The 25,691-nt window shown below is 70.2% G+C and carries 23 protein-coding genes and 2 tRNA genes; 5 read left to right on the plus strand and 20 right to left on the minus strand.

The genetic code is table 11. The annotated features are described in order from the left end of the window. Window position 1: 1 nt before the first annotated feature. From OWR29_RS38480 to OWR29_RS38525, 10 genes are all read right to left on the minus strand, one after another. Entirely contained in the window at window positions 2–1,525 is a 1,524-nt protein-coding gene (locus tag OWR29_RS38480; protein ID WP_267568438.1) for an acyl-CoA carboxylase subunit beta, read from the minus strand. Window positions 1,526–1,781: 256 nt separating this feature from the next. Then, window positions 1,782–3,140, minus strand: coding sequence for a chaplin family protein (locus OWR29_RS38485; protein WP_267568439.1), 1,359 nt, complete (start codon window positions 3,138–3,140; stop codon window positions 1,782–1,784). A gap of 287 nt (window positions 3,141–3,427) precedes the next feature. Further along, window positions 3,428–4,456, minus strand: a complete 1,029-nt coding sequence (locus OWR29_RS38490; protein WP_267568441.1) for a hypothetical protein — start codon at window positions 4,454–4,456, stop codon at window positions 3,428–3,430. 146 nt (window positions 4,457–4,602) lie between these two features. Beyond that, window positions 4,603–5,481 (minus strand): hydroxymethylglutaryl-CoA lyase, encoded by an 879-nt coding sequence (locus OWR29_RS38495; protein WP_267568442.1) that lies wholly within the window; start codon window positions 5,479–5,481, stop codon window positions 4,603–4,605. 5 nt (window positions 5,482–5,486) lie between these two features. Next, a complete protein-coding gene (locus tag OWR29_RS38500; RefSeq protein WP_267568444.1) occupies window positions 5,487–6,821 on the minus strand; it encodes an acetyl-CoA carboxylase biotin carboxylase subunit in 1,335 nt (444 codons plus the stop codon). Window positions 6,822–6,890: 69 nt separating this feature from the next. Then, window positions 6,891–7,496 carry a TetR/AcrR family transcriptional regulator gene (locus OWR29_RS38505; protein ID WP_267568445.1) on the minus strand — a complete coding sequence of 202 codons (606 nt, stop codon included), beginning with the start codon at window positions 7,494–7,496 and terminating at the stop codon, window positions 6,891–6,893. 44 nt (window positions 7,497–7,540) lie between these two features. Next, window positions 7,541–10,321: a tetratricopeptide repeat protein gene (locus OWR29_RS38510; protein ID WP_267568446.1), complete on the minus strand. Its 2,781-nt coding sequence runs from the start codon at window positions 10,319–10,321 to the stop codon at window positions 7,541–7,543. Further along, the gene (locus tag OWR29_RS38515; protein ID WP_267568447.1) at window positions 10,318–12,045 is read right to left on the minus strand and encodes an HSP90 family protein; all 1,728 of its coding nucleotides are present in this window, start codon (window positions 12,043–12,045) and stop codon (window positions 10,318–10,320) included. The genes OWR29_RS38510 and OWR29_RS38515 overlap by 4 nt, the downstream gene beginning before the upstream one ends. Window positions 12,046–12,136: 91 nt before the next feature. Then, window positions 12,137–13,036 carry a sulfurtransferase gene (locus OWR29_RS38520; RefSeq protein WP_267568448.1) on the minus strand — a complete coding sequence of 300 codons (900 nt, stop codon included), beginning with the start codon at window positions 13,034–13,036 and terminating at the stop codon, window positions 12,137–12,139. Window positions 13,037–13,054: 18 nt separating this feature from the next. Beyond that, a complete protein-coding gene (locus OWR29_RS38525) occupies window positions 13,055–13,822 on the minus strand; it encodes an SGNH/GDSL hydrolase family protein (protein ID WP_267568449.1) in 768 nt (255 codons plus the stop codon). Window positions 13,823–13,959: 137 nt separating this feature from the next. Between OWR29_RS38525 and OWR29_RS38530 the strand changes: the two genes are divergently transcribed. The 4 genes from OWR29_RS38530 to OWR29_RS38545 are packed head-to-tail and all read left to right on the plus strand — an operon-like array spanning window position 13,960 to window position 17,228. Next, window positions 13,960–15,693 carry a proline--tRNA ligase gene (locus OWR29_RS38530; protein ID WP_267568450.1) on the plus strand — a complete coding sequence of 578 codons (1,734 nt, stop codon included), beginning with the start codon at window positions 13,960–13,962 and terminating at the stop codon, window positions 15,691–15,693. A gap of 26 nt (window positions 15,694–15,719) precedes the next feature. Next, window positions 15,720–16,112 (plus strand): CBS domain-containing protein, encoded by a 393-nt coding sequence (locus tag OWR29_RS38535; RefSeq protein WP_267568451.1) that lies wholly within the window; start codon window positions 15,720–15,722, stop codon window positions 16,110–16,112. Between the two features lie 31 nt (window positions 16,113–16,143). Further along, window positions 16,144–16,578: a SufE family protein gene (locus OWR29_RS38540; RefSeq protein WP_267568452.1), complete on the plus strand. Its 435-nt coding sequence runs from the start codon at window positions 16,144–16,146 to the stop codon at window positions 16,576–16,578. Window positions 16,579–16,580: 2 nt separating this feature from the next. Then, window positions 16,581–17,228, plus strand: a complete 648-nt coding sequence (locus tag OWR29_RS38545) for a DsbA family oxidoreductase (RefSeq protein ID WP_267568453.1) — start codon at window positions 16,581–16,583, stop codon at window positions 17,226–17,228. A 3-nt stretch (window positions 17,229–17,231) separates the two neighbouring features. On the opposite strand, the gene OWR29_RS38550 is transcribed toward OWR29_RS38545, so the two are convergent. Beyond that, complete coding sequence (locus tag OWR29_RS38550; protein ID WP_267568530.1) at window positions 17,232–17,783, minus strand: YbaK/EbsC family protein; 552 nt, start codon at window positions 17,781–17,783, stop codon at window positions 17,232–17,234. A gap of 91 nt (window positions 17,784–17,874) precedes the next feature. On the opposite strand from OWR29_RS38550, the gene OWR29_RS38555 reads away from it, so the two are divergent. Then, window positions 17,875–18,372 carry a hypothetical protein gene (locus OWR29_RS38555; protein ID WP_267568454.1) on the plus strand — a complete coding sequence of 166 codons (498 nt, stop codon included), beginning with the start codon at window positions 17,875–17,877 and terminating at the stop codon, window positions 18,370–18,372. On the opposite strand, the gene OWR29_RS38560 is transcribed toward OWR29_RS38555, so the two are convergent. The 9 genes from OWR29_RS38560 to gyrA form a co-directional block, all read right to left on the minus strand. After that, window positions 18,350–18,748, minus strand: coding sequence for an NUDIX domain-containing protein (locus OWR29_RS38560; RefSeq protein ID WP_267568455.1), 399 nt, complete (start codon window positions 18,746–18,748; stop codon window positions 18,350–18,352). The two genes, OWR29_RS38555 and OWR29_RS38560, sit on opposite strands and share 23 nt — an antisense overlap. A gap of 130 nt (window positions 18,749–18,878) precedes the next feature. Further along, window positions 18,879–20,171, minus strand: coding sequence for an SAM-dependent methyltransferase (locus tag OWR29_RS38565; protein WP_267568456.1), 1,293 nt, complete (start codon window positions 20,169–20,171; stop codon window positions 18,879–18,881). A 108-nt stretch (window positions 20,172–20,279) separates the two neighbouring features. Then, window positions 20,280–20,807: a helix-turn-helix domain-containing protein gene (locus OWR29_RS38570; protein WP_267568531.1), complete on the minus strand. Its 528-nt coding sequence runs from the start codon at window positions 20,805–20,807 to the stop codon at window positions 20,280–20,282. 64 nt (window positions 20,808–20,871) lie between these two features. Further along, a complete protein-coding gene (locus OWR29_RS38575; protein WP_267568457.1) occupies window positions 20,872–21,474 on the minus strand; it encodes a DUF6461 domain-containing protein in 603 nt (200 codons plus the stop codon). A 199-nt stretch (window positions 21,475–21,673) separates the two neighbouring features. Beyond that, window positions 21,674–21,746: transfer RNA gene (locus OWR29_RS38580), tRNA-Ala, on the minus strand. Between the two features lie 15 nt (window positions 21,747–21,761). After that, window positions 21,762–21,890 carry a DLW-39 family protein gene (locus OWR29_RS38585; protein ID WP_267568459.1) on the minus strand — a complete coding sequence of 43 codons (129 nt, stop codon included), beginning with the start codon at window positions 21,888–21,890 and terminating at the stop codon, window positions 21,762–21,764. Window positions 21,891–22,152: 262 nt separating this feature from the next. Further along, window positions 22,153–22,226 (minus strand) — tRNA-Ile (locus tag OWR29_RS38590). Window positions 22,227–22,306: 80 nt separating this feature from the next. After that, window positions 22,307–23,164, minus strand: a complete 858-nt coding sequence (locus tag OWR29_RS38595) for a DUF3566 domain-containing protein (protein WP_267568460.1) — start codon at window positions 23,162–23,164, stop codon at window positions 22,307–22,309. A 3-nt stretch (window positions 23,165–23,167) separates the two neighbouring features. Then, entirely contained in the window at window positions 23,168–25,675 is a 2,508-nt protein-coding gene (gene gyrA, locus OWR29_RS38600) for a DNA gyrase subunit A (protein ID WP_267568462.1), read from the minus strand. Window positions 25,676–25,691 lie beyond the last annotated feature (16 nt).

A 25,691-nucleotide genomic window follows, 5' to 3' on the forward strand; every position in this document is an offset into this window, starting at 1 on the left:
GTCAGACGGGCGTGACGCCGTGGCGGCGACGGGCGAAGAAACGCTCTTTGCCGCGGGCGGCGTGGTAGCGGCGGATGAGTTCGTCGCGCAGGTCGCCCGGCTCGACGACGGTGTCGACGACCAGTTCACTGGCCAGTCGCATGATGTCGATGTCCTGCTCGTACTCGGCCCGGCGGGCGGCCACGAAGGCGGCCCGCTCGTCGTCGTCGGCGATGGCCGCGATCTTGTTGGCATAGACGGCGTTCACGGCCGCCTCGGCCCCCATCACCGCGATCTTGGCGGTGGGCAGCGCGATGGTGGCCTCCGGATCGAAGCTGGGGCCGGCCATGGCGTAGAGGCCGGCGCCGTACGCCTTGCGCACCACCACGCAGATCTTGGGCACCGTGGCCTCGGAGATCGCGGTGATCATCTTGGCGCCGTGCCGGATGATGCCCTGCTTCTCGACCGCCGTGCCGACCATGAAGCCGGGCACGTCGCACAGGAACAGCAGCGGGACGTTGAAGGCGTCGCAGAGCTGGACGAAGCGCGACGCCTTGTCGGCCGAGTCGGGGAAGAGCACGCCGCCCTTGAACATCGAGTTGTTGCCGACGATGCCGATCACCTCGCCGTTCAGGCGGGCGAAGCCGATCGTCAGCTCCTTGGCCCACAACGCCTGAATCTCGAAGAACGAACCCTCGTCGACCAGGCCCTTGACGTACCGGCGCATGTCGAAGGCCTGACGCTCGCTGGCCGGGACCAGCGCGCCGAGGTCGGCCCCGGTCGACGCCTTGGCCTCGGCCGCCGGGGGCCGGCCCTCCCAATTGGACGGCAGATAGGACAGGTACGACCGGACGGTCTCGAGCGCGTCGTGCTCGGTCTTGCACAGGAAGTGGCCGACGCCGGACTCGGTGCAGTGCACCCGCGCGCCGCCCATCGCCTCGAGCGTCGTCTTCTCGCCGGTCACCATCTCGACCATGCGGTCGGAGCCGAGGTACATGCTCGCGTTGCCGTCGACCATGGCGACGATGTCGCAGAAGGCCGGGATGTACGCGCCACCGGCGGCCGACGGACCGAAGAGCGCACAGGCCTGCGGGATCGCGCCGGACCCCTTGACCTGCGTGTGGAAGATCTTGCCGGCGCCGCGACGGCCGGGGAACAGGTCGACCTGGTCGGTGATGCGGGCACCGGCCGAGTCGACCAGATAGATCATGGGGACGCCGTACTGCACGGCCCGCTCGATGATGCGGATGATCTTTTCGACCGTACGGGCGCCCCAGGAACCCGCCTTGACCGTCGAGTCGTTCGCCATCAGGCAGACCTCGCGGCCGTCGACCCGGGCCATTCCGGTGATCACGCCGTCGGCCGGCAGCCCGTCGGCCAGGCTGTTTGCATAGAGCCCGTCCTCGACGAAGGTGCCCTCGTCGACCAGCAGGGCGATCCGCTCGCGGGCGAACAGCTTGCCCTTGGCGGCGTTGGCGGCGTGGTAGCGCTCGGCCCCGCCGGCCAGCACCCGCTTGCGTACCTGTGCGAGCTCGTCGTCGCCCACGCCGGCCCCTCCTGAACGGTCGTTAAAGCTTAACGAGCGTTAGGGTAGCCGATCCGACCTTGCGCGGCAACGACGGACGGGAGCCCCCGCCGGTTGCGGAGACTCCCGTCCGTTTCACTGCCACCGGTGCCGTGGAGGGGCACCGGCTGTTACCCGACGCCTCGTGGCGCCGGACGGATCGTGCCCGGGACCGGCACGACCCGGTCTTCCGCTATCCCCCGTGGGAGAGCGAGCTTGCGTTCGGCGGAGGCGAGCTTCAGCGCAGGGTGTTGAGCAGGCCCAGGCCACCGATGGTGTCGGTCACCGTCGAGAGCGAGGCGGACTCGCGGCCACCGGTCTTCGTGGTCTTCGAACCCGTGGCGGCCGGGCTCACGTAGCCGGCGTCGTTGGCGTCGGCAACGTCGTCGTCGGCAACGTCGTCCGCGACGTCGTTGTCGTCATCGGCCACGTTGTCGTCGTCGGCGACGTCGTTGTAGCCCTTCTGGTCGCCCCGGACGCCACCGTCGCCCTTGTAGTCGTCGTCGTCCACGTCGCCGTGGTCGCCGTCGTTGTCGTCCCAGTCCTTGTCACCGTGGTGGTGACCCGGACGGCCGTGACCGTGGTCGCCGTCCCAGTCGTCGTCACCGTCGAAGCCGAAGCCGCGGGCGCCCCGGTCGTTCACGCAGGCGGCCGACGAGTGCGCGGCGCCGAGGACGCCGAGCGCGTTGCCGCAGGCGTTGATCGGGACGCTGATCGGCACGGCGATCTGGGTGCCGTTCAGGATGCCGAAGTTCGAGCCGGTGGCCTGGGTGAGGTCGTCGCCGCCACCGCGAGCCGACTCGTTCACGGCGACCGCGCGGCTGCTGGACGAGCCGAGCAGGGCGGCCGAGTTGCCGGCCAGGTTCACCGGCAGGCTGATCGGGGCGAGCAGCTGGGTGCCGTTCGCGACGCCGACGTTGCTGCCCGTGACCTGGGTGGCGCCGTGACCGCCGCTCGCGCTCTCGCGGCGCCCGAAGCCGAAGCCCCGGCCGCCCCGGTGGCCCCCGAGGTCGTTCGCGCAGACCGCGCCGGACTGGGCGAAGCCGAGGATCGCGAGCGAGTTGCCGCAGATGTTGATCGGGACGTCGACCGGCGCGTAGATCTGGGTGCCGTTGCCGATGCCGAAGTTCGACCCGGTGATCTGGCTCGGGCCGTCCCAGCGGCGGTCGGCCCGGCGGGTGGTGCTCTCGGTGCGGTTGACGCCGGCGCCCTGGGCGCTGGCGAAGCCGCCCACCGCGGCGGCGTTGCCGACCACGTTGACCGGAACGCTGATCGGCAGGTAGGCCTGGGTGCCGTTCAGGATGCCGAAGTTGCTGCCGGTGGCCTGGACCGCGCCGCGGCCGCGGTCGCCCCGGCGGCCGTGCTCCAGGTTGTTGACGCCGGCGCCACGGGCGTCGGCCACACCGAGGATGCCCAGCGAGTTGCCGACGACGTTGACCGGAACCTGCACCGGGACGGCGATCTGGGTGCCGTTCAGGAGACCGACGTTGCTGCCGGTGACCTGACGGGAGTCGGCGTTCGCGGCGCCCGGGGCGAACAGCAGGGCGCCGGCGGCCAGGACACCGACACTCAGAGTCTTACGAACCCAAGTCTTCATAGAAAAGAAATGCCTTTCAAGAATGTTTCGGAAGAATGTGTTGCGTATTCAATTGGGGGATCTTTTTCGACTGCATTCGGGCGCAGCGGTGCCCTGGCTCATTTCTTTTATGCCCTGACCCCGCCTGTCGACGTGCGCCCGCGGCGCTTCGGTGCGGTGCGTGTGATTCAGGCGTCGGTGATTCGCCGCTTGTTCGCAAGCGGTTGGGGAATCGAGCCGGAACGCGGCACCGAAGTGGAGTGCCGTCCGGTTCACCGGCGGTCGGGCGGACCACCGGGCGCCATCACTCAGTCAGGTGAGACGGTCGGTGCCTCGGCGTCATGCCGCCGGGCCTCGACATCGGGCGCGATCGCCGGCACGTGGCGAGCCATCGTGCGGTCCGCGATCGCGGCCGGCAGGAAGGCCGCGGAGCCGCCTTCCGTGGGAGTTCCCGGCCCGCCGGCCGGGGTACCGCTGACTTCCCCGAGGTGCAGCCGCAGCGGCGCGGCCGGTGTGTCACCACCGGGAGTGCTCTCCTCCGGTTCCACTGCCGGCTTCGCCGCCACCGCGTGAGCGGTGTGGTGATGACGCCGGTGGGCGGAGGAGACCTGGCCGTGCTTGACCGGTGCCACGGCCGGGCGGCCGGTGACCGGGACAGGCTGGGCCTGGTGGATCGGTGCGCGGCTCGGCTCGGCCGTCAGCTCCGCCTCCTGGGGGAGAGGAGCCGGCTCAGGTTCTCCGGGGAGTTCCTGCTCAGCCGGGAGCTCGACTTCGGCGACCGTGCTGGTCACCGGGGTGAGCCGCGGTTCGGGCGCCGCTTCGCCGGTGAGGCGATGTGGTGCGGCGACCTCGTCCCAGACCTCGTCGACGTCGGGGGTGACGTCCACAGTGGTCCACGACGGCTCGTACTCGACGTCGTCGTCCGCGTCGAAGCGGGCCGGAGCCCACCGCGGCACGTCGAGGATGTCGGACACGAGACTGTGTCGATGGTGTGCCGATTCGATGCTCTCCAGCGGCTGGACGGCCGCCTGCAGGAGGTCGGAGACCGGCGAAGTGGCGTCGGCGCCCATGAGGGAGCCGAGCAGCGACGAGCCGTCGGGCCCGTCGGCCCGGTCCGCTGCCTGGGCGGCGGAGCCGGTGAGCAGCCAGGCCGCACCGGCCAGACCGCCGACGGCGAGGACGCGCAGACCCCACCGGAGCCCGGTGCGTCGCGCGCGGCTCCCCGAGCGCCGCTCCGCCTCCTGGTTCGAAGGCGGCAAGGGCGTGGAGACACCGGTCGGCGGCGCCGGCAACGGGCACGCCGTGCGCGTCATGCGCTCGACTCCCGATCCCGTCATGATCCGCCCCTCGTCGTGTCGGCTGAACCGGTGACGGATCCACCTTTCGTACAGGCGATATCGGCCACTCGGTATTGGTAACGACAGGACGGATGAGCGGTCACGCCGACTAATCGGAAAAATGATCGCGGCACCGGGCCGGGAAATCACACCAATCTGGTGCGCGGTCCGGCTCGAAGAACACCCGACGGGAGTGTGCGGCCGAGCATCTTCTCGGCCGTCTCGGCCGTGCTGATCAGACGGTCCAGATCAATTCCGGTGTCGATGCCCATGTCGTGCAGCATGTGGACGACCTCTTCGGTCGCCACGTTGCCCGACGCCCCTGGCGCGTAGGGGCAGCCGCCTATCCCGCCGACGCTCGCGTCGAACTCGGTGATCCCGAGCTCCAGCGCGGTCAGGATGTTGGCCAGCCCCGTACCCCTGGTGTTGTGGAAGTGGAGAAGGTCGGGGCGTACGGCCGAAAGCAGATCGCGCACCCGCCGGGGAGTCGCCATGCCGGTCGTGTCGCCGAAGGCGATGCGGTCGGCGCCGTCGGCCCGGACGCGAGCCACGATCGACGCCACCCGGTCCGGGTCGATGTCGCCCTCGAACGGGCAGCCGAAGCTGGTCGCGACGATCACCTCGACCGTCGCGCCGGCCTCGTGGATCAGCGGGACGAGCGACGCGATGTCGTCCAGCGACTCGTCGGTCGAGCGGTTCAGGTTGCGCCGGTTGTGAGTGTCCGAAGCGGACACCACGACCTCGATCTCGCGGAAGCCGGCGGCCAGGGCCCGCTGGGCGCCGCGGGTGTTCGGGATCAGCGCCGAATAGCGGATCTCGGGATGGCGGGTGACCCGCGCCCACACCTCGTCGGCGTCGGCCATCTGTGGGATCGCCCGCGGATGGACGAACGAGACGGCCTCGATGCGCCGGACGCCGGTCTCGCTCAACGCGTCGATCAGGCGGACCTTGGCGTCGGTGGGGATCGGCTCCTCGTTCTGCAGGCCGTCGCGAGGCGCGACCTCGCGGATGCTCACGGAGGTCATACCTGTCACCTCATCCGCGACACGATGGCCGTGTCGTAGTCGCCGGACAGGAACTCGTCGTTCTCGAGCAGCTCGGCGAAGAACGGCAGGTTGTTCTTGGGGCCGGCGATCGCGAACCCGGCCACGGCGGCCCGGGCCCGGGCGATGGCCTCGTCGCGATCGGCGCCGACGACGATGAGCTTGGCCATCAGCGAGTCGTAGGACATGCCGACCGTGGTGCCCTCGGCATAGCCGGAGTCGACCCGGACGCCCTCGCCGCTCGGCTCGACCCAGGTGGTGACCTGGCCCGGACCGGGAAGGAAGCGCTTCGGGTCCTCCGCGTTGATCCGCAGCTCGATGGCGTGGCCGCTGGTTTCCGGTACGTCGGTGAAGGACGGCGCCTCGCCCGAAGCGACACGCAGCTGTTCCTCGACCAGGTCGATGCCGTGGATCAGCTCGGTGATCGGGTGCTCGACCTGCAGCCGCGTGTTCATCTCGAGGAAGAAGAAGTCGCCGGTGGCCGGGTCGAGCAGGCATTCGACGGTGCCGGCGTTGCGGTAGCCGACCGCCTCGCCCGCCTTGACCGCGGCGGCCAGGAAGCGCCGGCGCAGCTCGGGGTCGACGGCGGGGCTCGGCGCCTCTTCCACCAGCTTCTGGTTGCGGCGCTGGACCGAGCACTCGCGCTCGGACAGGGCGACCACGCGGCCGTCGGCGAGGCCGAGGATCTGCACTTCCACATGACGTACGCGGGGGAAGTACCGCTCGAGCAGGACATCACCGCTGCCGAACATGCGCTGGGCGAACGCGCCCACCTTGGCGAACTCGGTGCGCAGCGCGGCCTCGTCACCGGCGACCGCCATGCCCATGCCCCCGCCGCCCGCGGCGGCCTTGACCATGATCGGGTAGCCGATCGTGGCGGCGGCCGTGACCGCCTCGTCCTCGGAGGCGACGGGATCCTGAGTGCCGGGCGCGACCGGGACACCGGCCGCGGCCATCAGGTTGCGCGCCTTGATCTTGTCGCCCATCGCGGCGATGGCGTCGGCGCTGGGGCCGACCCAGACCAGGCCGTTGGCCTCGACCAGCCGGGCGAAGTCGGCGTTCTCGCTGAGGAAGCCGTAGCCGGGGTGGATGGCCTGGGCGCCGGTCGACTTGGCGGCGGCCAGGATCGCCTCGGCGTTGCGGTAGCTCTCGACCGGGTTGGCCGGGCCGATGCAGACCGCTTCGTCGGCCTCACTGACGAACGGCATGTTCTCGTCGGGCTCGGAATGGACCGCGATGGTGCGGATGCCGAGCCGTTTCGCGGTGCGGATGATCCGGCGGGCGATCTCGCCCCGGTTGGCGATGAGCAGCGAGTCGATCATCGTTGACCTTCTCTGTGTCGGCCGCCCGATCGGGGCGGTCTGTTGTGTCGCCCGGGGTGTGGGCGCTTTCTAACGCCCGATCAGGGCGTGCATGGTGGCCTCGCGCAGCAGGGCGGCCCGGCGGCGGCGGTCGACCTCGCCACCCAGGAACGGGGTGGAGTTCATCAGGCCGAACGCGGAGTGGGCGAGCACGCGCGCCTCGGCCCCGTCGAGCTCGGGGCGCAGTGTGGCCAGCACACCCACCCACTCTTCGACGTAGAGGCGCTGCAGCTTGCGGATCTGGCGGCGCGGCTCTTCCGGCAGGCGGTCGAGCTCGTGCAGGTGCAGGGCGATGACGGCCGGGTTGGCCAGGGCGAACTCGACGTGGAAGTCGATCAGGTCGGCCAGCGCGGCGCTCGCGTCCTCGGGGTGCTGGCCGACGCGGGCCTTGCCGCCGTGCAGCAGGCTCTCGCTCACCGGGATCAGCGCGGCCACGAGCATCGCCTCTTTGCCGGCGAAGTGGTGGTAGAGCGCCGGGCCGGTCACGCCCGCGGCCGAGCCGATGTCGTCCATCGACACGCCGTGGTAGCCGCGGGCCGCGAACAGGCCCACCGCGATCTCAAGGATCTCGTCACGACGCGACCGCCGCCGGGGCGCGGGCGGGCCCGGGCGGTGCTGCTGATCAACCGTTGTCACGAGGCCACTCTAACCCTCTGTCAAGCCTTCGCCTTAACGGGCGTTCAGGATGTGGAACGGCCCTCCGCGGCGGCTCGCGCCTCTTCGTGCACACGGGCGGCGACCTCGCGGCTCGGGGCGTCGGCGGGCATCCGGGCCAGCAGCCCGCTCAGCAGAACCTCGGCCTCGGCCGCGTGGCCAGCCCGGAACAGCGCCTCGCCCAGCATGCCCTCGACGCGGTCGGCCTGGTCGGTGGCGCCGATCCCCCGCAGCTTCTCGGGAGCGCCGCGCAGGTAGGGCAACGCCTCGTCGTAGCGGCCGCGCGACATGAACAGGTTACCGGCCTCGAAGGCGGTCATCGCGTGCTGGAAGACCGCGTTGGGCTCGGCCGCCAGTTCGGCCGGCAACGTGCCGAACTTCTCACTGATCAGCCGCAGCGCCTCTTCGCCTCGTTCGGGCTGGTCGGAGAAGTGCAGCGCGGCCACCCCACGGCGCAGGGCCCGCAGCTCGCCGATCAGGTCGCCCGCCTCGTGCAGGGCGGAGGCGGCGGCCCGGAACGTCTCGGCCGCCTCGGCGTCGCGGTCGAGGTCGAAGAGCAGCCCGGCCGCCTCTTCGGCGATCTGGCCCCGCCCGGCCGGGTTGCCGGACAGCCGCTCGATCAGGGTGCGATAGAGAGCCAGCGCGCCGTTCTGGTCGCCGATCGCCTGGTAGAGCCCGGCCAACAGGTAACGGGTGTTGTCGGCCGCGTCCTCGTCGCCCAGCTTCTCGAACAGCGCCAGCGCCTCCTCGGCCACCTCGGCCGCCTCGATCGGGCGTTCGGCCAGCCGGTACGCGTTGGCCAGATCGCTGCGGGCATAGGCGCCGCCGACCTCGTTGCCGGCCTCGGCGCACAGGGCCACCGCCTCGGCCAGGTCGGAGACGGCCTCGGCCGGCCTGTCCAGCCGTAGCAGGGCGTTGCCCCGGCCGACCCGAGCCGGCAGCGCCCTCTCGGGGTCGGCCGTGGCGAGCACCGCGTCGAACGCCTCGACCTGCTCGGCCGGGTCGTCGATGGTGTGGCCGTAGATCATGCCGGCCTCGGCCCGGCGCCGGGCCGGGCCGTGCTCGCGGTAGAACTGCCAGGCCTCGCGGGCGGCGGCGGCCGCCTCGTCGTGGCGGTGCTGCGCCATGCGGCTGCGGGCCCGGAGCATCGCGTGCAGAGCGACCAGGCGGGCGTCGCCGGTCTGGGCGGCGAACTCGTCGCCCCGGTCACCGGCCTCGTTCGCTTCTTCCGGGCGTTCGTTCATCAGGTGCAGGATCGACAGCCGGGCCCAGGCGTAGGCGCGCTCACGAGGACCGCCGTGCTCTGACTGGTAGGTCACATCGGCCAGAACCGGCTCTTCGTCGACCGCGCCGCCGGAGTAGCCCGCCTCCATCGCCATGCGGGCGCGCAGGGCGCTGGCCTCACCGGTCGCGCCGGCCTCGACGAACAGCTCGAGCGCCCGCGGCCAGTGACCAGTGTCTTCGCCGCCGGACGAACGCAGGCGGTTGCCCAGAAGCAGGTGCCGCCGGGCCGCCAGCAGCGGGTCGGTCAGCTCGGGGAAGCGCTCATCGACGGCTCGCAGCGTGGCGTCCGCCGCCGCGTCGCGGTCGGCCTGGTCGTGCTGCTTGGCCAGGGCCAGCAACTCGGCGGCGGTGGCCTCGGCCGGCACCTCCGGGGCAGGCTCGGGCGCAGCCTGCGGGACGGGGGCCGGGGTGACCGGGCGGCGGGCGCTCGGCGAGAGCGTCACCACCGTCTCGTACGGCTCGGCGCCCAGCTTGGCGGCGACGGTGCGGCCCTGGTGGTCGTTCCCGTTGCGCTCGTCGAACCGCTTGGCCAGCTCGATCGCCCGGGTGGACAGCTCGGCAGCCAGATCGGCGGCGGCGATGTCGCCGTGCTCGCGGCGGTGAACCACCTTGTCGCCGTGCCCGAGCTCGGCTAGGCGGCGCAGAAGCATGGCCGCGTCGGCGCTGAAATGCATCGCGGCCGCCGGGGAGGGCGCCTTGTCGAGCCAGTCGATGTGGCGCTGCAGGATCTCGAGGCCGCGGTGCTCGTTGCCGGTGCGCGCGCAGAACGCCAGGTGGGTGCCGAGGTTCCACAGGTCGGCCAGGTTGCCGCGTTCCAGGCGGTACGACCGGCGGTGCGCGTCGGCCGCCTCGCCGGGGCGGCCGGTGCGCAGGTAGGCCACCATCAGCTCGCGCAGGATGCCCTGCGGCTGCTCGCTGCAGCTCAGCTCGCCCGCCAGCACCGGCTCGGCGGTGGCGATGACGTCGGACCAGCGGTCGCGCTCGTTGTAATAGGCGGCGACCGACGACGGGTCGCAGCCGATGCAGTCGGACAGGTCGTCACGTGGCGCGGCCTGCCAGCGGGCGAACCACTCGTCGGCCTCGGCCGTGTCGCCGACGTGGTCGGCCACCAGATAGCGGTGCTTGTAGACGGCTTGCAGGCTGTGGCCGTCCTCCCGGTAGCGCCTTTCCATGTCGTCCAGGACGGCCCGGGTGCGGTCGAGCGCGATCTCGGGGAAGTTGAGCATCGCGTTGACCATGGTCTTGAAGTGCCACAGCAGGGTGTGCTTGCCGTGCGCGTGGTGGGCGCCGGGGTTGCGGTCGAAGTCGTTCAGGCTCCAGGCGAAGGTGACGAAGGCCTTGGCCGGCTCGCCGCCGTAGGTGTAGGCGTTGGTGGCCAGCAGCCGCACGGTGAAGGCGAGGTGCGGGTCGTTCACCGTGTCGGCGTGCCGCAGCACCTCTTCGACCAGGGCGATCTGGGCCGCGCCGTGCGGCATGGTGCGGGCCTGCTCGCAGAGTTCCCACAGCTCGTCGGCGGTCTTCATCGGTCCTCCCCCGGGACGGCCCGGTCGAGCAGGCCCATGAACGAACTGGTGAGCAGCGCGGCGTCGGCCGGGCGGATCGGGTGCCCGCCGAGCATGAGCGCCTGGCCGTACAGCGACTCGACGGCCAGGCCGGCCAGCTCGGGATCGCCGATCGCGGTGACCCGGCGGACCAGGGCGTTCCGGTGGTTGAGCACCAACTGCGGGCGGTCGGTCGGCACTGTGCGGGACAACGCGTCGAGAACGCCGCCCCACAGGTCGTCGGCGGCGTCACGGCTGGCCGTGAACTGCTCGTTGAACGCGGCCGCCCGGCTCACCAGATAGAGGGCCGGGACGGTGGCCGGGTCGAACCCGCGTACCACGATCTCGCAGCCGAGCCGGTCGAGGCGGCGCTGGGCGACGGCGAGGAACGGGCGCAGCCGGAGCTCGGTCTCGGCGTCGAGGGCCGAGAAGCGGGCGGCCACGTCGGCCGGTTCGAGCCGTTCGGCCCGCACCTCGGCATCCACTGTGGCCAGACGCTCGACGATGTCGGCGTTGTAGACGATGCCGCCGTTGATCACGCCGAGCTCTTGAGCCGCGGCGACGGAGGCCAGCTGGCGGAACTCGTCGTCGCCGGCGGCGTAGCGCAGGACGCCGTGCCGCTCACGGAACTCGGCCAGGGTGAGGTGGCCCAGGTTGGTTTCCATCGGCACCCACTGCTCGACCAGGCGCAGCATCTCGTCGTCGTGCAGGGCCAGCGCCTTGACGCCGAGGTGGTGGATGGAGAGGAATTCGCCCAGGCGGCGCGGGTCGGTCGAGGCGAGCCGGACCAGCCAGCCGCGCAGCTGGTCGGCGATCGCCTCGCGGGTCTCGGCCAGCAGCCCGTCGTCGTAGAGCGCCTCGCGGCTGGCTGTCGGCCGCAGCTCGGTGCTGTCGACCACGCAACGGGCGAAGAACGCCCACTCGGGCAGCAGGCCCTCGATGCTCTCGGCGAGCAGCATCCTCTTCAGATAGACGCGGTGACCACCGCGGGCGGCCGGGTTGACCGGGGTGGGCAGCACGAACGCGACGCCGGTGAGGCCGGCCGCGGGCACGTCGAGCGGAACCACGTCGAGCGGGCGGAAACCGAAGACCTCTTGCGCGTACGCCGAGAGGTCGCCACCCGGCCAGGGGAGCGACCCGGTGGTGACGGCGACATGGTCGACCTCGACCCGCACCGGGAGCAACGAACCGTAGAGGGTGGCGAGCTCGCGCACCGTCGCGCCGGAAAGAAGTGGCTCGGCCCCGCGGCGCGGCAGCAGGGTGACCGCGGTTCCCGGCTCGCGCTCGTCACCCGGGGCAACGGAATAGCGGCCGTCCGAATACCCCGTCCAGAGGACGGGCTCGGCGCCGGCGCGACGGGTGTGCACCCGGATCTCGTCGGCCACCAGGAAGCAGGAGAGCAGGCCGATGCCGAACTGGCCCAGGAACTCGTGCCGGGCGAAGCCCAGCTCGTCGCGTTTGGAGCTGCGGCCGATGGTGGCCAGCAACTCGTGCACCTGGGCCTCGGTGAGGCCGATGCCGTTGTCGGTGACCTCGAGCCGGTCGGGGCCCGTGGTGATCGACACCAGGCCGGGCACCTCGGCCGCGGTGATCGCGTCGACCGCGTTCTGCAGCAGCTCGCGGACATAGACCCGCGGGCTGGCGTAGAGGTGGTGGCTCAGGAGGTCGACGATGCCCCGGAGATCGACCTGGAACGTGTTGCTCACGGCGGAGAAGGTACCGCGAACGACCGACAAAAACGGGGCCGGTCTTGATCTTCACCGGATCAGACCCGCCCCGCCTCGAATCGAAGCTGCCTCAGCTCAGGCCGCCGGGCTCCGAACCCTTGACGATGGGCGCGCGGACCAGGTTGCCCCACTCGGTCCAGGAGCCGTCGTAGTTGCGGACCTGGGGATAGCCCATCAGGTGGTGCAGCACGAACCACGTGTGGCTCGACCGCTCACCGATCCGGCAGTAGGCGATGATGTCGTCGCCCGATTCCAGGCCCAGCTCGTCGCGGTAGATCTTGACGAGCTCGTCGGCCGGCTTGAAGGTGCCGTCCTCGTTGGCCGCCGACTTCCACGGCTTGCTGACCGCGCCCGGGATGTGGCCGCCGCGCAGCGCACCCTCTTGGGGATAGGCCTCCATGTGCGTCAGCTCGCCCGTGTATTCCTGCGGCGAACGCACGTCGACCAGCGGGCGGCCGCTGCTGATGTGCCCCATCACCTGGTCGCGGAAGGCCCGGATCTCGGCGTCGTTGCGAACCGGCACGGGGTATTTGGCGGCAGGCCGCTCGGTGCGCTCGCGGGTCAGCGGCCGGCCCTCGGCCGCCCACTTCTGCCGCCCGCCGTCGAGCAGGCGGACGTCGCGGTGGCCGAAGAGGGTGAAGACCCAGAGGGCGTACGTGGCCCACCAGTTGAAGTTGTCGCCGTAGAAGACGATCGTGTCGTCCCGGCCGATCCCCTTGGCCTCACACATCGCGGCGAAGGCGGTCGCGTCCAGGTAGTCGCGGGTGACCTGGTCGTTCAGCTCGAGGTGCCAGTCGACCTTGACCGCGCCGGGAATGTGCCCGGTGTCGTAGAGAAGCACGTCCTCGTCCGACTCGACGACGACCAGGCCGGGGGCGTCGAGGTTGGCGGCCAGCCACTCGGTGGTGACGAGCTTGTCGGGGTGGGCGTACGCCTGCAGGGCGGGCGCCGGATCATTCTCAACAGACATGCCTGCCACGCTAGCCCCTTACTCGGTCATACCGATCGGCATGAGCTCGGGACGCTTCGGCGACACCAGTTCGCCCGACGAGTGGCCGAGCAGATGCCGGCCCACCCAGGGCGCCAGGTGCTCGCGGGCCCAGCGCAGGTCGGCGGTGCGGGCCAGCCGCCACGGCGTGGGCTCGGGGGCGGGCGGCACCAGCATCCAATCCTCGTCGACACCGACGCCGAGCACGTTCAGCACCTGACCGGCGACCCGGCGGTGGCCCGCGGGCGAGAGGTGCAGGCGGTCGGGCGACCACATCTGCGGGTGGCGGAAGGCGTCGTCGGCGAACAGGTCGACCAGGTGGCCGCCGTAGCGCCGGGCGATCAGGCGGGCGCCGTCGTTGAGCACGGCCGCCCGCCGCCCGAGGATGGCGGGCAGGTTCACGGTCACGTCAGCGAACCGGAACAGGATCACGTCGGCCCCGGTGTCGCGCAGGCGGCGCACCACGCCGTCGAGCTCCCGGACGAGGGCGTGCGGGTCCACCCGTACGCGCAAGGCGTCGTTCCCACCCGCGGCGATGCTCACCAGGTCGGGGTGCATGGCCAGCGTCGGTTCGAGCTGATCGTCGACGATCTGGTGCATCACCTTTCCCCGTACGGCCAAATTGGCGTAGCCGAAATCGGGCCCCGAATCGACGGCCAGCCGGGTCGCGACCAGATCGGCCCACCCGCGGAAAGTGCCGTCCGGGTACGCGTCGTTCAGGCCCTCGGTGAAGCTGTCCCCCATAGCAACGAAGCTGCGCCAAGCCATCGCCGCCCCCTTAACGTGCGATCAAGTTTGCTCGTGAGGAACACATAAGCACCGAATGGAAGTCACCGGTAGCGTGACGATGGCGACACCCCGTTAATGGACTGCTTTCGGACGTGATCCTCCCTACGCTGCTTCGCATGCTGCTGAGAATGTCCACCTTGCTGCTCAGGACCCTGCGTGAGGAGCCGGCGGACGCGGAGGTGCCGAGCCATCGGCTGCTGCTGCGCGCCGGCTATGTCCGCCGCGCCGCCCCGGGTGGTTACACCTGGCTCCCGCTCGGCAAGCTCGTCCTCGACCGGATCACCACGATCGTCCGCGAAGAGATGGTGGCCGTCGGCGGGCAAGAGGTGTCGTTCCCGGCGCTGCTGCCGCGCGAGCCCTACGACGTCAGCAACCGCTGGACCGAGTACGGCGACGACATTTTCACGCTCAAGGACCGGCGCGGCTCCGACTATCTGCTCGCGCCCACCCACGAAGAGATGTTCACCCTGCTGGTGCAAGAGATGACCAGCTCCTACCGCGACTTCCCGCTGGTGCTGTTCCAGGTGCAGACGAAGTACCGCGACGAGGCCCGGCCGCGGGGTGGGCTGCTGCGCGGACGCGAGTTCCTGATGAAGGACGCGTACTCGTTCACCCTGACCGATGAAGAGCTTGTTTCCGCGTACGAATCCCTCCGCGCGGCCTACCAGCGGGTGTTCACGAGGCTGGGCCTCCAGCACACGATCGTCTCGGCCATGTCGGGCGCGATGGGCGGTTCCGCGTCCGAAGAGTTCCTGGCCACAGCCGAGGTGGGCGAGGACACGTTCGTCGGCTGTACGGCGTGTGACTACGCAGCCAACACGGAAGCGGTGACCACACCGGCCCCGCCCGCCACAACGGCGACCGCGCCCCCGCTCGAGGTGCACGACACCCCGGACACCCCGACCATCGCCTCACTGGTCGAGCTGGCCAACGCCCGCGCCCTGGGCGGCCGCGACGACTGGACGGCGGCCGACACCCTCAAGAACGTGGTGGTCACCGTGCACCACCCCGGCGCCGGCGACGAGGTGCTGGTGATCGGCGTGCCCGGTGACCGCGAGGTCGACCTCAAGCGGCTCGACGCCGCCCTGGCCCCGGCCACGGCCACCCTGTTCGACGACTTCGCCGGGCGCCCCGACCTGGTCAAGGGCTACATCGGCCCGCAGGGCATCCAGGCCCGCTACCTGGCCGACCCGCGGGTGGCCGCCGGCACGGCCTGGCTGACCGGCGCCAACGAGCCCGGGCGGCACGCGGTCAACGTGGTGGCCGGTCGCGACTTCACGCCCGACGGCACCATCGAGGCGGCTCTCGTGCTGGCCGGCGACCCCTGCCCGGCCTGCGGCTCGGGGACGCTGACCATGCGCCGGGGCATCGAGATCGGGCACATCTTCCAGCTCGGCCGCCGCTACACCGACGCGTTCAAGGTCGACGTGCTGGGGGCGGACGGCAAGCCGGTCCGGCCGACCATGGGGTCGTACGGGATCGGGGTGTCCCGGGCCGTGGCCGCGATCGCCGAGCAGCACAACGACGAGCGCGGGCTGCTCTGGCCGGACGAGGTGGCCCCGGCCGACGTGCACATCGTCGCGGCCGGCAAGGACGGCCAGGTCGAGGCGGCCCTCACTCTCGCCGGGGAGCTCGCGGCGGGCGGGTTGCGGGTGCTCGTCGACGACCGTCCGAACATCTCGGCCGGGGTGAAGTTCACCGACGCCGAGCTGATCGGCATCGCGCGTACCGTCGTGATCGGACGCCGCCTGGGCGAGGGCTACGCCGAACTGCGAGACCGCCGCACCGGTGACCGGAAGGACGTGCCGGTCTCGGACATACCAGGTGTAATCACAGCTTCACTCGGGTAACGCCAGTACCAACGGGAGGTGAGCGCATGGCCAGGGCAGCGGTCGCCGAGGTGATGACCCGGCAGGTGGTCTATCTGCCGGAGGCGACGATGCTGGACGAGGCGGCGCAGGTGATGCGCGACCGCGGCATCGGCGACGTGGTGGTGACCCGTGGGCCGACGATGGTCGGCGTCGTCACCGACCGGGACATCGTGGTGCGGGCCATCGCCGAGAATCTGACGCCGACCACGACCAGCCTGGGCGACATCACGTCGCACGAGCTGATCATGGTGGAGCAGTCGGCCACCGTGGACGAGGCGGTGCAGGCCATGCGCGAGCGGGGTGTCCGCCGGCTGCTCGTGTGCGACGCCGACCGCAAGGTGGTGGGCATCCTCAGCCTCAGCGACGTGGCCCTGCTGCCCACGTCGGCGGCCGCGTAGCCGGTGGCCGTTCCGCGTTAGGGTCGGTGTCGTGACCGACATGCCCCCGAAGCTCGCCGAGATCGTCGACGAGTTCGCCTCGGCGCCGCGCGAGCTGGTGCTCGAGATGCTGCTCGAGTTCGCCGACGCGATGCCGCCGCTCCCGGCCGACATGGCCGCGCACGACGGCATGGAACAGGTGCCGGAGTGTCAGACCCAGTTCTTCCTCAAGGCCGTGGTGCGGCCGGACGACACGGTCGAGACGTTCTTCGACTGCCCGCCCGAGGCGCCGACCACGCGCGCCTTCGCCGGCATCCTGGCCGAGGGTCTCGAGGGCGCCACGACGGCCGAGATCCTGGCCGTGCCGGACGACCTCTACGCCCGCATGGGTCTGGCCCAGGCGATCAGCCCGCTGCGCATCCGCGGCGGCTCGGCGATCCTGGGCCGCCTGAAGCGTCAGGTCGCGGCCCAGCTGGCCACCCGCTGACCGTGGACATCCAACTCTGGTCCGACGTCGTCTGCCCGTGGTGCTACCTGGGCCGGCGACGTCTCGCCGCGGCCGTCGCCCAGTACGACGGCGAGGTCACCGTGACGTTCCGGGCGTTCCAGCTCGACGCCTCCCCGGTGCCGCCGGGCCTGCCGATCAAGGCGGCGATGGCGGCCAAGTTCGGCGACCGGGAGCGCGTCGACCAGATGCTCGCGCACGTCACCGCGCTCGCCGCCGAGGAGGGCCTGCGGCTCGACTACGACCGGGCGATCGCCGCCAACACGTTCGACAGCCACCGGCTGATCGCCTGGGCCGCTCGCCAGGGCCGGCAGGCCGAGATGGTGGAGGCGCTGCAGCGGGCCCACTTCCTCGAGGGCCTCGACGTGGGATCGCGGGCCGTGCTCGCATCGGTGGCCGGCTCCCTCGGCCTGAACCCGGCCGCCGCGATCGCCTACCTCGAGTCCGAGGCGGGCACGTCCGCGGTCGAGGCCGATCTGACCGAGGCGCGCGAGCTGAACATCACCAGCGTTCCGTTCTTCCTGGTCGACGGGAAGTACGCGCTGCAGGGCGCTCAAGAGGCGTCGACGTTGGTCACGGCGTTCGAAGAGATCGCGCGGCGCGAGACGGTAGACATCCTACGTTTCACGTGAAACCTATTCGACGAGCTTCGCTAGCCCGTCGATCACCTCGGCCCCCGGCAAGGCGCCGAGCGCCGGCCCGGCAATGGCGATCTTGCTGTGCCGCACGCCGGAGCCGATGATCACGTGCGGGGCCGCCGCCACGCGGGCGTCGACGAGGATCGGCCAGTCGGTGGGCAGCCCGATCGGGGTGATGCCGCCGTACTCCATGCCGGTCAGACGGACCGCTTCGTCCATGGGTGCGAAGCTGCACTTGCGGACGTCCAGGCGCTTGCGGACGACGCCGTTCACGTCGGCGCGGGTCGTGGCCAGGATGATGCAGGCGGCGTACTTGACGGTCTCGCCCCGCTTGCCGGCGACGATCACGCAGTTGGCCGAGACGTCGAGACCCACGTCGTACGCCTCGCAGAACGCGGCCGTGTCGGCCAGACCGGGGTCGATCGGAGCCACCAGCACCTGATCGGCGTCGATCGGCGCATCCTCGGGCCACACGGCGAGAGCCTTGGCGACCGGGTCGGCCAACAGGTCGAGGTGGGTTTGGGCGGGCTCGAGCTTCAGACTTCCCATCACATCGGCCATCCTGTCACGCCGCTCTTCCTCAGAAAGCGGGCGCACCTGCCGACCGTCAGAGGGTGTGAGGGAGAGACGCGAAGGACGGGTGGGCACCGTCAGTGGGCTGGCATTGCTGGCCGGCGGTACGGCCCTGGCCGCAACGGTCGGCGGCGATCACCAGTCGCTCTCGGCGACCCTGCTGCTCGGCGGGCTCACTCTCGGCCTCGGCCATTCCCTGATCGAGGAGATCAAGCGTCAGGCTCGTCGTGAATCGGCCGGCTGGACCCGCAAGGACACGACCAACGCCGTGCTGCTCGGGCTGTGGTCCGAGCTCGCGCTGATCATGAGCATTCTGCTGCTCGACACCGTCCCGACCCGGGCCGTCGGTCTGGCCCTCGCCGTGGCGTACGCCGGGGCGTGCGGCTACTTCGTGACCGAGCGCCGCCGAGCGGCCGCCGTCATGACGGCACCCGAACCCGTCCGTGATGACCTGCCCACGACCTCCGGACTGGACGACGCCGTTCCGCAACGCCGCCACGAAGGCCATGTCGAACACGCGCCGATGCCCGCGGCGGGAGAGATCAGGTCGGCAGGACCACGATGATCGGCGGGACCGGGACGCCGCCGTTGGTCTCGGTCGGCAGTTCCGGCGCCGGCAGCCAGTCGAGCCCCAGCATCTCGGGCCCGAAGCCGTCGTCCAGGCCGATGCGGGGCTCACCGTCGGCCACGGTCACCGAGAACACCGAGGTCATGCCCGACGGGTACGGCATCTCGAGCACGTAGCGGGCGTCGCTGACCACCAGGCCGGTCTCTTCGAACACTTCACGGCGCACCGCCTCTTCGGCGGTCTCGCCGGGCTCCAGACCACCGCCCGGCAAGGTCCACCACTCACCGCCACCGGATCGTCGGCTGCGTTCGTGCACCATCAGTACGCGCCCGTCCCGCACGATCACGGCGGCGGCCCGTTTTCGTTCGCTCACGTGTCGCAGGCTAACCGGCCCCGCGCCCGTTCCGCATGCCACCTTCCAGCCCTGTGGATAACGTCCGCTTTCGTTCCCTCGCAAGGGATCCCGGACCGCCCAATGAGGACAAAACGCTGACCGAAACCGATCAGACCGCGTAGTCACCGCGCGTGGGCGGCATGTCCGCCGCTCCGTCACGGTGATCCTTCACGGCGAGCACCTGGTTGACGCCGATGCGGGCCTGCTCGAAGGCCAGCGCCGAAGCCGCCATGTAGAGCCGCCACACGCGAGCCCGGCCCGGCGTGGTCAGCTCGACCGCCTCTTTCCAGTTCGCCTCGAGGTCGGCCACCCAGGCCCGCAGCGTCCGCCCGTAGTGCTCCCGCAGCGCGTGCACGTCACGCACCTCGAAGCCGGCCTGCTCGAGCAGCGTCACCGTCGTGCCGACCGGGGCCAGCTCGCCGTCGGGGAAGACGTACGCATCGATGAAGGAGCGCGCCTGGTGCGGCTGCTTCGGCGGCAGGTGCAGGCGGGAGATCTGGTGGTTGAGCAGCCGGCCGCCCGGCTTGAGCTGGGCGTACAGGATGGCCGCGTACTCGGCGTAGGGCTCGGTGCCGACATGTTCGGCCATGCCCACACTGGAGATCGCGTCGTACGGCCCGTCCTCCAGATCGCGGTAGTCCTCGACCCGGATCTCGACCTGGCCGGTGAGGCCCGCCTCGGCGACCTGCTTGCGGGCATACTCGGCCTGCTCGGTCGAGAGGGTGATGCCGACGACGTGTACGCCGTACTCGCGAGCGGCGTGAATGGCCAGGCTGCCCCACCCGCACCCGACATCGAGCAGCCGCTGGCCGGGCTGAAGGCCCAGCTTGCGGCAGATCAGGTCGAGCTTGTCGCGCTGTGCGTCGGCCAGCCCGTAGCCGGGTTCGTCGGACGTCCAGTACGCGCATGAATAGACCATGCTCGGGCCGAGGACCAGCCGGTAGAAGTCGTTGCCGACGTTGTAGTGGTGGCTGATCGCCTGGCGGTCGCGGCGCTTGCTGTGCCGGGCGCCGGTGACGACCATCTCTTCCGGCGGCGGCTTGGGCTGGGTGCCGAGCACGCCGAGGCGTACGAGGTCGCCCGCCACGTGCCGGATCGGGACGTCCTTGACGTCGGGCGCCCGCCACAGCAGCGCGGACAGGCGGTTCAGGGCGTCGTAGAGGTCGCCCTCGACGTCGAGTTCGCCGGCGACGTACGCGCGGGCGAGCCCCAGTTCGTTCGGCTGCCACATCAGCCGGCGCAGCGCGCGGCGGTGCCGGATGATCAGCACCGGGGCGTCGAACGGGCCGGCCGTCGAGCCGTCCCAGGCCCGGATGCGTACGGGCAGTGGGGTTTGCAGAAGTGCTTCGAGTACGCCTTGCAGCTTCGTAGCGGTAGTGGCGTGGGGGATGGTGGTCGGCATCGGAACCTCCCGGGCGCAGCATCGCGCGACCGAATCATGGAACCGATTCACTATCCGCCCGACGCGGCCAGTTACATAAGACTCTTTTCTAGTTTTGTGATCGAGGACTCACACTGCGCGCATGACCCGCTCGAGGCTGGTCAGGCGCATGGGACGTGCCTGGTCACGACGGCTTTCGGCCAGGGCGTCGAGCACGGCTCGACGCTCCCTTTCGGACAGTACGCCCGCGAACGGCGATGCGGAACGGAGTCGCACGGCGTATTGAGCGGGTGACGTCAACGCCTCGACCACAGCCTCGGACTCGCCGGCCAGCAGCGCCTCCCACCGTTCCCACTCCGGCCCGTCCGGGTGCAGGCGGCGCAGCCGGCGCAGATTCATCTCGGCCAGGGCGATCACGGCTTGCGGCCGGGCCGTGAACCGCGCGGCGATCGCCTGGTGCAGCCACAGCTGCTCCAGTTCGGCCCGGGTCAGCACCGGATGGATCAGCGCCTCCACGTCGACCCGGCGCACCCGTCGTTGCGTGCCGAGACTGACGTACGGGAGGAGCCCGCGCGCGCAGAGATCGAGCACGCGGCGCCGCGAGAACCGGAGCAGGATCGCGGCCTCACCGATGGTGAGTAGTTCGGTCGTGCGCATCGTCACACGTGGATGTTGGCCTGCGCGGCCCTCGGTTGCAACAACCGAACGGCCGATGACTCTTTCACTGACCGGTTGCCACCGTACTGAACAGATAGGTGCGCTTTTCCAGTCCGGCCAGATCCAACGGAACCCCCGTAACCCGCTCAGCCAGCGCAAACCCGGCTTCGGCCCCGCTACCGCCGACCGCCGCGATCGCCGGCGCCAGCTCGGTCGCCCGCGTTCCGGTGGCCTTGGCGTCGGCCCACGGATCAAACTCCAGCTGGACTTTCTGGTCCCCCAGAAGCAGGAACCGCCCGCTTCCCTCGGCGGCACGGTAGAGACAGATCAAAGACGTTCCCACCGACAGCTTCCGCAGCAAGTCGTCCGCCGTGCCCAGCGTCCCGTTGTCCTCGACGATCAGCGACCACGAGTCGTCCAGCCGCGACACCCCGAAGTACCGCTTCCCGCTGCTGACCCGCTCGCCGTCGCCGGCCCCCACCATCTGCTGCCACCCGATGCGCTCGAGCTCTTTGGCCCCCATGCGCTTGAGCACCTGCCCGGTGGTCACCTGAGAGACCCAGACGAAGCAGAACCCCTTGCTGAGGTCTTTGACCCCGCGGAACCAGGCGTAGTCCCCCGCCACCGCCAGCCGCCCGCCAGCCGCCAGAGACGACTCGAACGACACCGGCGCCGACGGCGCAGCCGAAGCTGGACCAGCGGAAACAGTCGAAGCGGCCGGCTCGTCACTTCCCCGCGAGCACCCCGCGAGAAGCCCACCGACCATCAGCCCGAACACCATCCGACGCCGCACGGCGCCAGTAGATCAAACGCCCGCCCGGAAACACAAAAAATCCCCCCGGCTCAGCCGGAGGGATTCACGTCGGTGGAGCCCAGGGGACTTGAACCCCTAACCCCCGCCTTGCAAAGGCGGTGCTCTGCCAGTTGAGCTAGGGCCCCCAAACCCAAACCAAACTACCGAAGGTCAGGCGCCGTAGTCGCCTCGTGCCAAAGCGCCCGCTCATCGCTGGAAGCCTTGACCTTCTTGAACACCAGAGTAGCCGCGCCCACAACAGCAGCCACAACCAAAAGCTTCTTGAACACGCCAACCCCCACGACCGGTCTAGTCTCGGCCCCACCGCACTCGGGTTTCAAGGGGCGCGGCCCCTTGTGGCCCGCAGCGATCAGAGCACCCGGCGCGCCCACCGCATGTCGGGTTCAGGGGCGAAAGCCCCATCCACCCACCGCAACCGAAGCACCCGGCGCACCCACCGCAACGTGGGGTTTCAGGGGGCTCGGCCCCCTGAGCAGGCATGACGGGGAACAACGGTCCGCGCTTTCCGCGGACATGGTTCCCCGTTACCCGTGGGGCTAGCTGGAATCGAACCAGCGACCTCAGAGTTATCAGCTCTGCGCTCTAACCGACTGAGCTATAGCCCCTCAAGTGCGACACCGAAGGTTACCGCACCGGGTTGGGAGCCACCAAAACGGGGTGGCCCCCTTCCGCCCTTGCTTCTGGCTCAGTCCCGCTCGGCCAGGGTCAGCTCGACCCCGCCCACCAGGTCGGCGCACACGTTGTAGATGAACGCGCCCAGCGTGGCCAGCGCCGTGAACAGCACGACGTTGACCGCGCCGATCAGCATCGACGTGCCGATGACGCCCCACGCGGTGATCTGGAAGCTGCCGCTGGACGACGCGTCGTCGCCACCGCTGGCGCTCACCAGCTCTTTGAGGCTGGTGTTGACCTCGCCCCACACGCCCATGGCGTCCAGGGCCAGGTAGAGCACCGAGGTGGCCACGACCACGACGATGAACAGCACCACTGACACGGCGAACGAGAACTTCATCACGGACCACGGGTCGATCCGCTTGAGGTTGAGCCGGGCCCGCCGGGGGCCGCGGGCGGCCGCCGACGAGACGGTGGAGCGCGCCGAGCGCACGACCTCGGTGACCCGGGCCGCGCCGACGGCGGCCGAGCCGCTGGCCGCGGCCCCACCCTTGGCGTTGCCGGCCCCGGACGCACCGCCGGGCCGCTGCTGCGGCCCGGTGCCCGTCTTGCCGGCCGGCGGCACGCTGACGCGTCCCGAGCTGCTGCCGGGGGCCGCACCCTTGCCCTTGGTCACGGTGGGCACGCTCGCCGAGCCCTTGACGGGCTGACCGGGCCGCTTGGCGTCGGAGCCGTCGTGGTCCGCGTTCGGCTCACCGGGGGGCGGGGCCATGCCCGGCGCCCGGGTGAACTTCGGAGCGGACGGGGCTTCGGCCGAGGCAGCGCCGCGGGCCGCTCCGTCTCGTCCGTTCGGGGCGGCTTTGTCCTTGCCCGCCTCGTTCGGAGTCGCCGAGCTCCCCGTGGCCCCCGACTTCGCCTGTGTCTCCGGCATCAACTAGTCCTGTTCGTCAGGCTCGTCGGCATTGCGAGCAAGCGCCACGATGGTTACACCTTCTGGGAGGTCCATCAGCTTGACCCCCATTGTGTTCCGATCCCGCGTCTGCCGTACAGGCTTCACGGGAGTCCGGATGACACCACCATTGCTGGTGATGGCAAATATTTCATCCAAGGGACTGATCACGAGCGCTCCCACGAGCCCACCACGACGTTCGGTGATCTTCGCGGTGAGGACGCCCTTGCCGCCCCGGCCCTGCACGGGATACTCCTCGATCGGCGTGCGCTTCGCATACCCACCGTTGGTGGCGACCAACACATCCATACCCTCCCGGACCACTTCCATGGCCAGGAGCTCGTCGTCGCCGCTGAAGCGCATGCCGATGACTCCCGATGTGGCCCTACCCATAGGACGCAGCGCCTCATCGGTTGCGTTGAATCGGATCGCCTGGGCGTGCTTGGAGACCATGAGGAGGTCGTTCTCCGGTGCCACCAGCGCAGCGCCCACCAACTCGTCGTCCTCCCGCAGGTTGATGGCGATGATGCCACCGCTGCGGTTGGAGTCAAATTCCTCGAGCCGGGTCTTCTTCACGAGGCCATTCTTGGTGGCGAGCACAAGGTAGGGCTCGACCTGGTAGTTCGGGATCTGGATGACCTGGGCGATGTGCTCGTCGGGCTGGAACGCGAGCAGGTTGGCGACGTGCTGGCCCTTGGCCACGCGGGCCGCTTCGGGCAGCTCGTACGCCTTGGCCCGGTAGACCCGGCCCTTGTTGGTGAAGAACAGCATCCAGTCGTGGGTCGAGATCACGAAGAAGTGCGAAACGATGTCGTCCTGCCGCAGCGTGGCGCCGCTGACGCCCTTGCCGCCGCGCCGCTGGGACCGGTAGAGGTCGACCTTCGTCCGCTTGGCGTAACCGGTTCGTGTGATCGTCACCACAACGTCCTCGCGCGTGATGAGGTCTTCCATCGACACTTCACCATCGAACGGGATGATCTGGGTGCGCCGGTCGTCGCCGTACTTCTGCACGATCTCGGCGAGCTCTTCGCTGACGATCGCCCGCTGCCGCTCCGGCTTGGCCAGGATGTCCTTGAGGTCGGCGATCTCGAGCTCGATCTTGGCCAGCTCGTCGATGATCCGCTGCCGCTCGAGGGCGGCCAGGCGGCGCAGCTGCATGTCGAGGATCGCGCCGGCCTGGATCTCGTCGATGTCGAGCAGCTGGATCAGGCCGCTGCGGGCGTCGTCGACGGTCGGCGAGCGCCGGATCAGGGCGATGACCTCGTCCAGCGCGTCGAGCGCCTTGACCAGGCCGCGCAGGATGTGCGCGCGCTCCTCGGCCTTGCGCAGCCGGTACGCGGTGCGCCGGCGGATGACCTCGACCTGGTGCTCGACGTAGTAGAGGATGAACTGGGCCAGGTTGAGCGTGCGCGGCACGCCGTCGACCAGGGCCAGCATGTTGGCGCCGAACGTCTCTTGCAGCTGGGTGTGCTTGTAGAGGTTGTTCAGCACGACCTTGGCCACAGCGTCCCGCTTGAGGACGAGGATCAACCGCATGCCCGTACGACCGGAGGACTCGTCGCGGATGTCGGCGATCCCGGTGAGCTTGCCCTCCTTGACCAGCTCGGCCACGCGCTCGGCGAGGTTGTCCGGGTTGACCTGGTACGGCAGCTCGGTGACGACGAGGCAGGGGCGCCCCCGGGCGTCCTCCTCGACTTCGACCACGGCGCGCATCCGGATCGAGCCGCGGCCCGTGCGGTACGCGTCCTGGATCGCCTGCTGACCGACGATCAGGCCGTACGTCGGGAAGTCCGGGCCCTTGACGATCTCGAGCAGCGCCTCGAGCGTGGTGGCCTCGTCAGCCTCGGGGTGGTCGAGCACCCACTGCACGGCGGCCGCGATCTCGCGCAGGTTGTGCGGCGGGATCTTGGTGGCCATGCCGACCGCGATGCCCTCGGACCCGTTGACCAGCAGGTTGGGGAACCGGGCGGGCAGGATGGTCGGCTCTTGCGTACGGCCGTCGTAGTTGTCCTGCATGTCGACGGTGTCCTCGTCGATGTCCCGCAGCATCTCCATGGCGAGAGGCGAGAGCTTCGACTCGGTGTACCGCATGGCGGCCGGCGGGTCGTTGCCGGGCGAACCGAAGTTGCCGTTGCCGTCGATGAGCCGGTAGCGCAGCGACCACGGCTGGCCCATGCGCACCAGGGCGTCGTAGATCGACGAGTCGCCGTGCGGGTGGTAGTTGCCCATGACGTCGCCGACGACGCGGGCGCACTTGACGTAGCCGCGGTCCGGGCGGAAGCCGGAGTCGTACATCGCGTAGAGGATCTTGCGGTGCACCGGCTTGAGGCCGTCGCGGACGTCGGGCAGCGCGCGGCCCACGATCACGCTCATCGCGTAGTCGAGGTAGGAGCGCTGCATCTCGACCTCGAGGCCGACGGGCTCGACCCGCTGGGCCACGCCGCCGGTGTCCGGGGCCTCGTCGCCGTCGGGCGTCTCGGGAGTGTCAGTCACTGTTAACCCTTACTCA

It is taken from the genome of Paractinoplanes pyxinae (genome assembly GCF_026626335.1).
GTDB classification, from domain to species: domain Bacteria; phylum Actinomycetota; class Actinomycetes; order Mycobacteriales; family Micromonosporaceae; genus Actinoplanes; species Actinoplanes pyxinae.

What these genes read in the sequence shown, in the direction of transcription:
- OWR29_RS38500 (WP_267568444.1), bottom strand. Translation starts at nt 6,821, where the DNA reads ATGATCGACTCGCTGCTCATCGCCAACCGGGGCGAGATCGCCCGCCGG.
- OWR29_RS38510 (WP_267568446.1), bottom strand. Translation starts at nt 10,321, where the DNA reads ATGAAGACCGCCGACGAGCTGTGGGAACTCTGCGAGCAGGCCCGCACC.
- OWR29_RS38495 (WP_267568442.1), bottom strand. Translation starts at nt 5,481, where the DNA reads ATGACCTCCGTGAGCATCCGCGAGGTCGCGCCTCGCGACGGCCTGCAG.
- OWR29_RS38595 (WP_267568460.1), bottom strand. Translation starts at nt 23,164, where the DNA reads ATGCCGGAGACACAGGCGAAGTCGGGGGCCACGGGGAGCTCGGCGACT.
- OWR29_RS38570 (WP_267568531.1), bottom strand. Translation starts at nt 20,807, where the DNA reads ATGCGCACGACCGAACTACTCACCATCGGTGAGGCCGCGATCCTGCTC.
- OWR29_RS38550 (WP_267568530.1), bottom strand. Translation starts at nt 17,783, where the DNA reads ATGGGAAGTCTGAAGCTCGAGCCCGCCCAAACCCACCTCGACCTGTTG.
- OWR29_RS38530 (WP_267568450.1), top strand. Translation starts at nt 13,960, where the DNA reads ATGCTGCTGAGAATGTCCACCTTGCTGCTCAGGACCCTGCGTGAGGAG.
- OWR29_RS38525 (WP_267568449.1), bottom strand. Translation starts at nt 13,822, where the DNA reads ATGGCTTGGCGCAGCTTCGTTGCTATGGGGGACAGCTTCACCGAGGGC.
- OWR29_RS38485 (WP_267568439.1), bottom strand. Translation starts at nt 3,140, where the DNA reads ATGAAGACTTGGGTTCGTAAGACTCTGAGTGTCGGTGTCCTGGCCGCC.
- OWR29_RS38535 (WP_267568451.1), top strand. Translation starts at nt 15,720, where the DNA reads ATGGCCAGGGCAGCGGTCGCCGAGGTGATGACCCGGCAGGTGGTCTAT.
- OWR29_RS38565 (WP_267568456.1), bottom strand. Translation starts at nt 20,171, where the DNA reads ATGCCGACCACCATCCCCCACGCCACTACCGCTACGAAGCTGCAAGGC.
- OWR29_RS38490 (WP_267568441.1), bottom strand. Translation starts at nt 4,456, where the DNA reads ATGACGGGATCGGGAGTCGAGCGCATGACGCGCACGGCGTGCCCGTTG.
- OWR29_RS38520 (WP_267568448.1), bottom strand. Translation starts at nt 13,036, where the DNA reads ATGTCTGTTGAGAATGATCCGGCGCCCGCCCTGCAGGCGTACGCCCAC.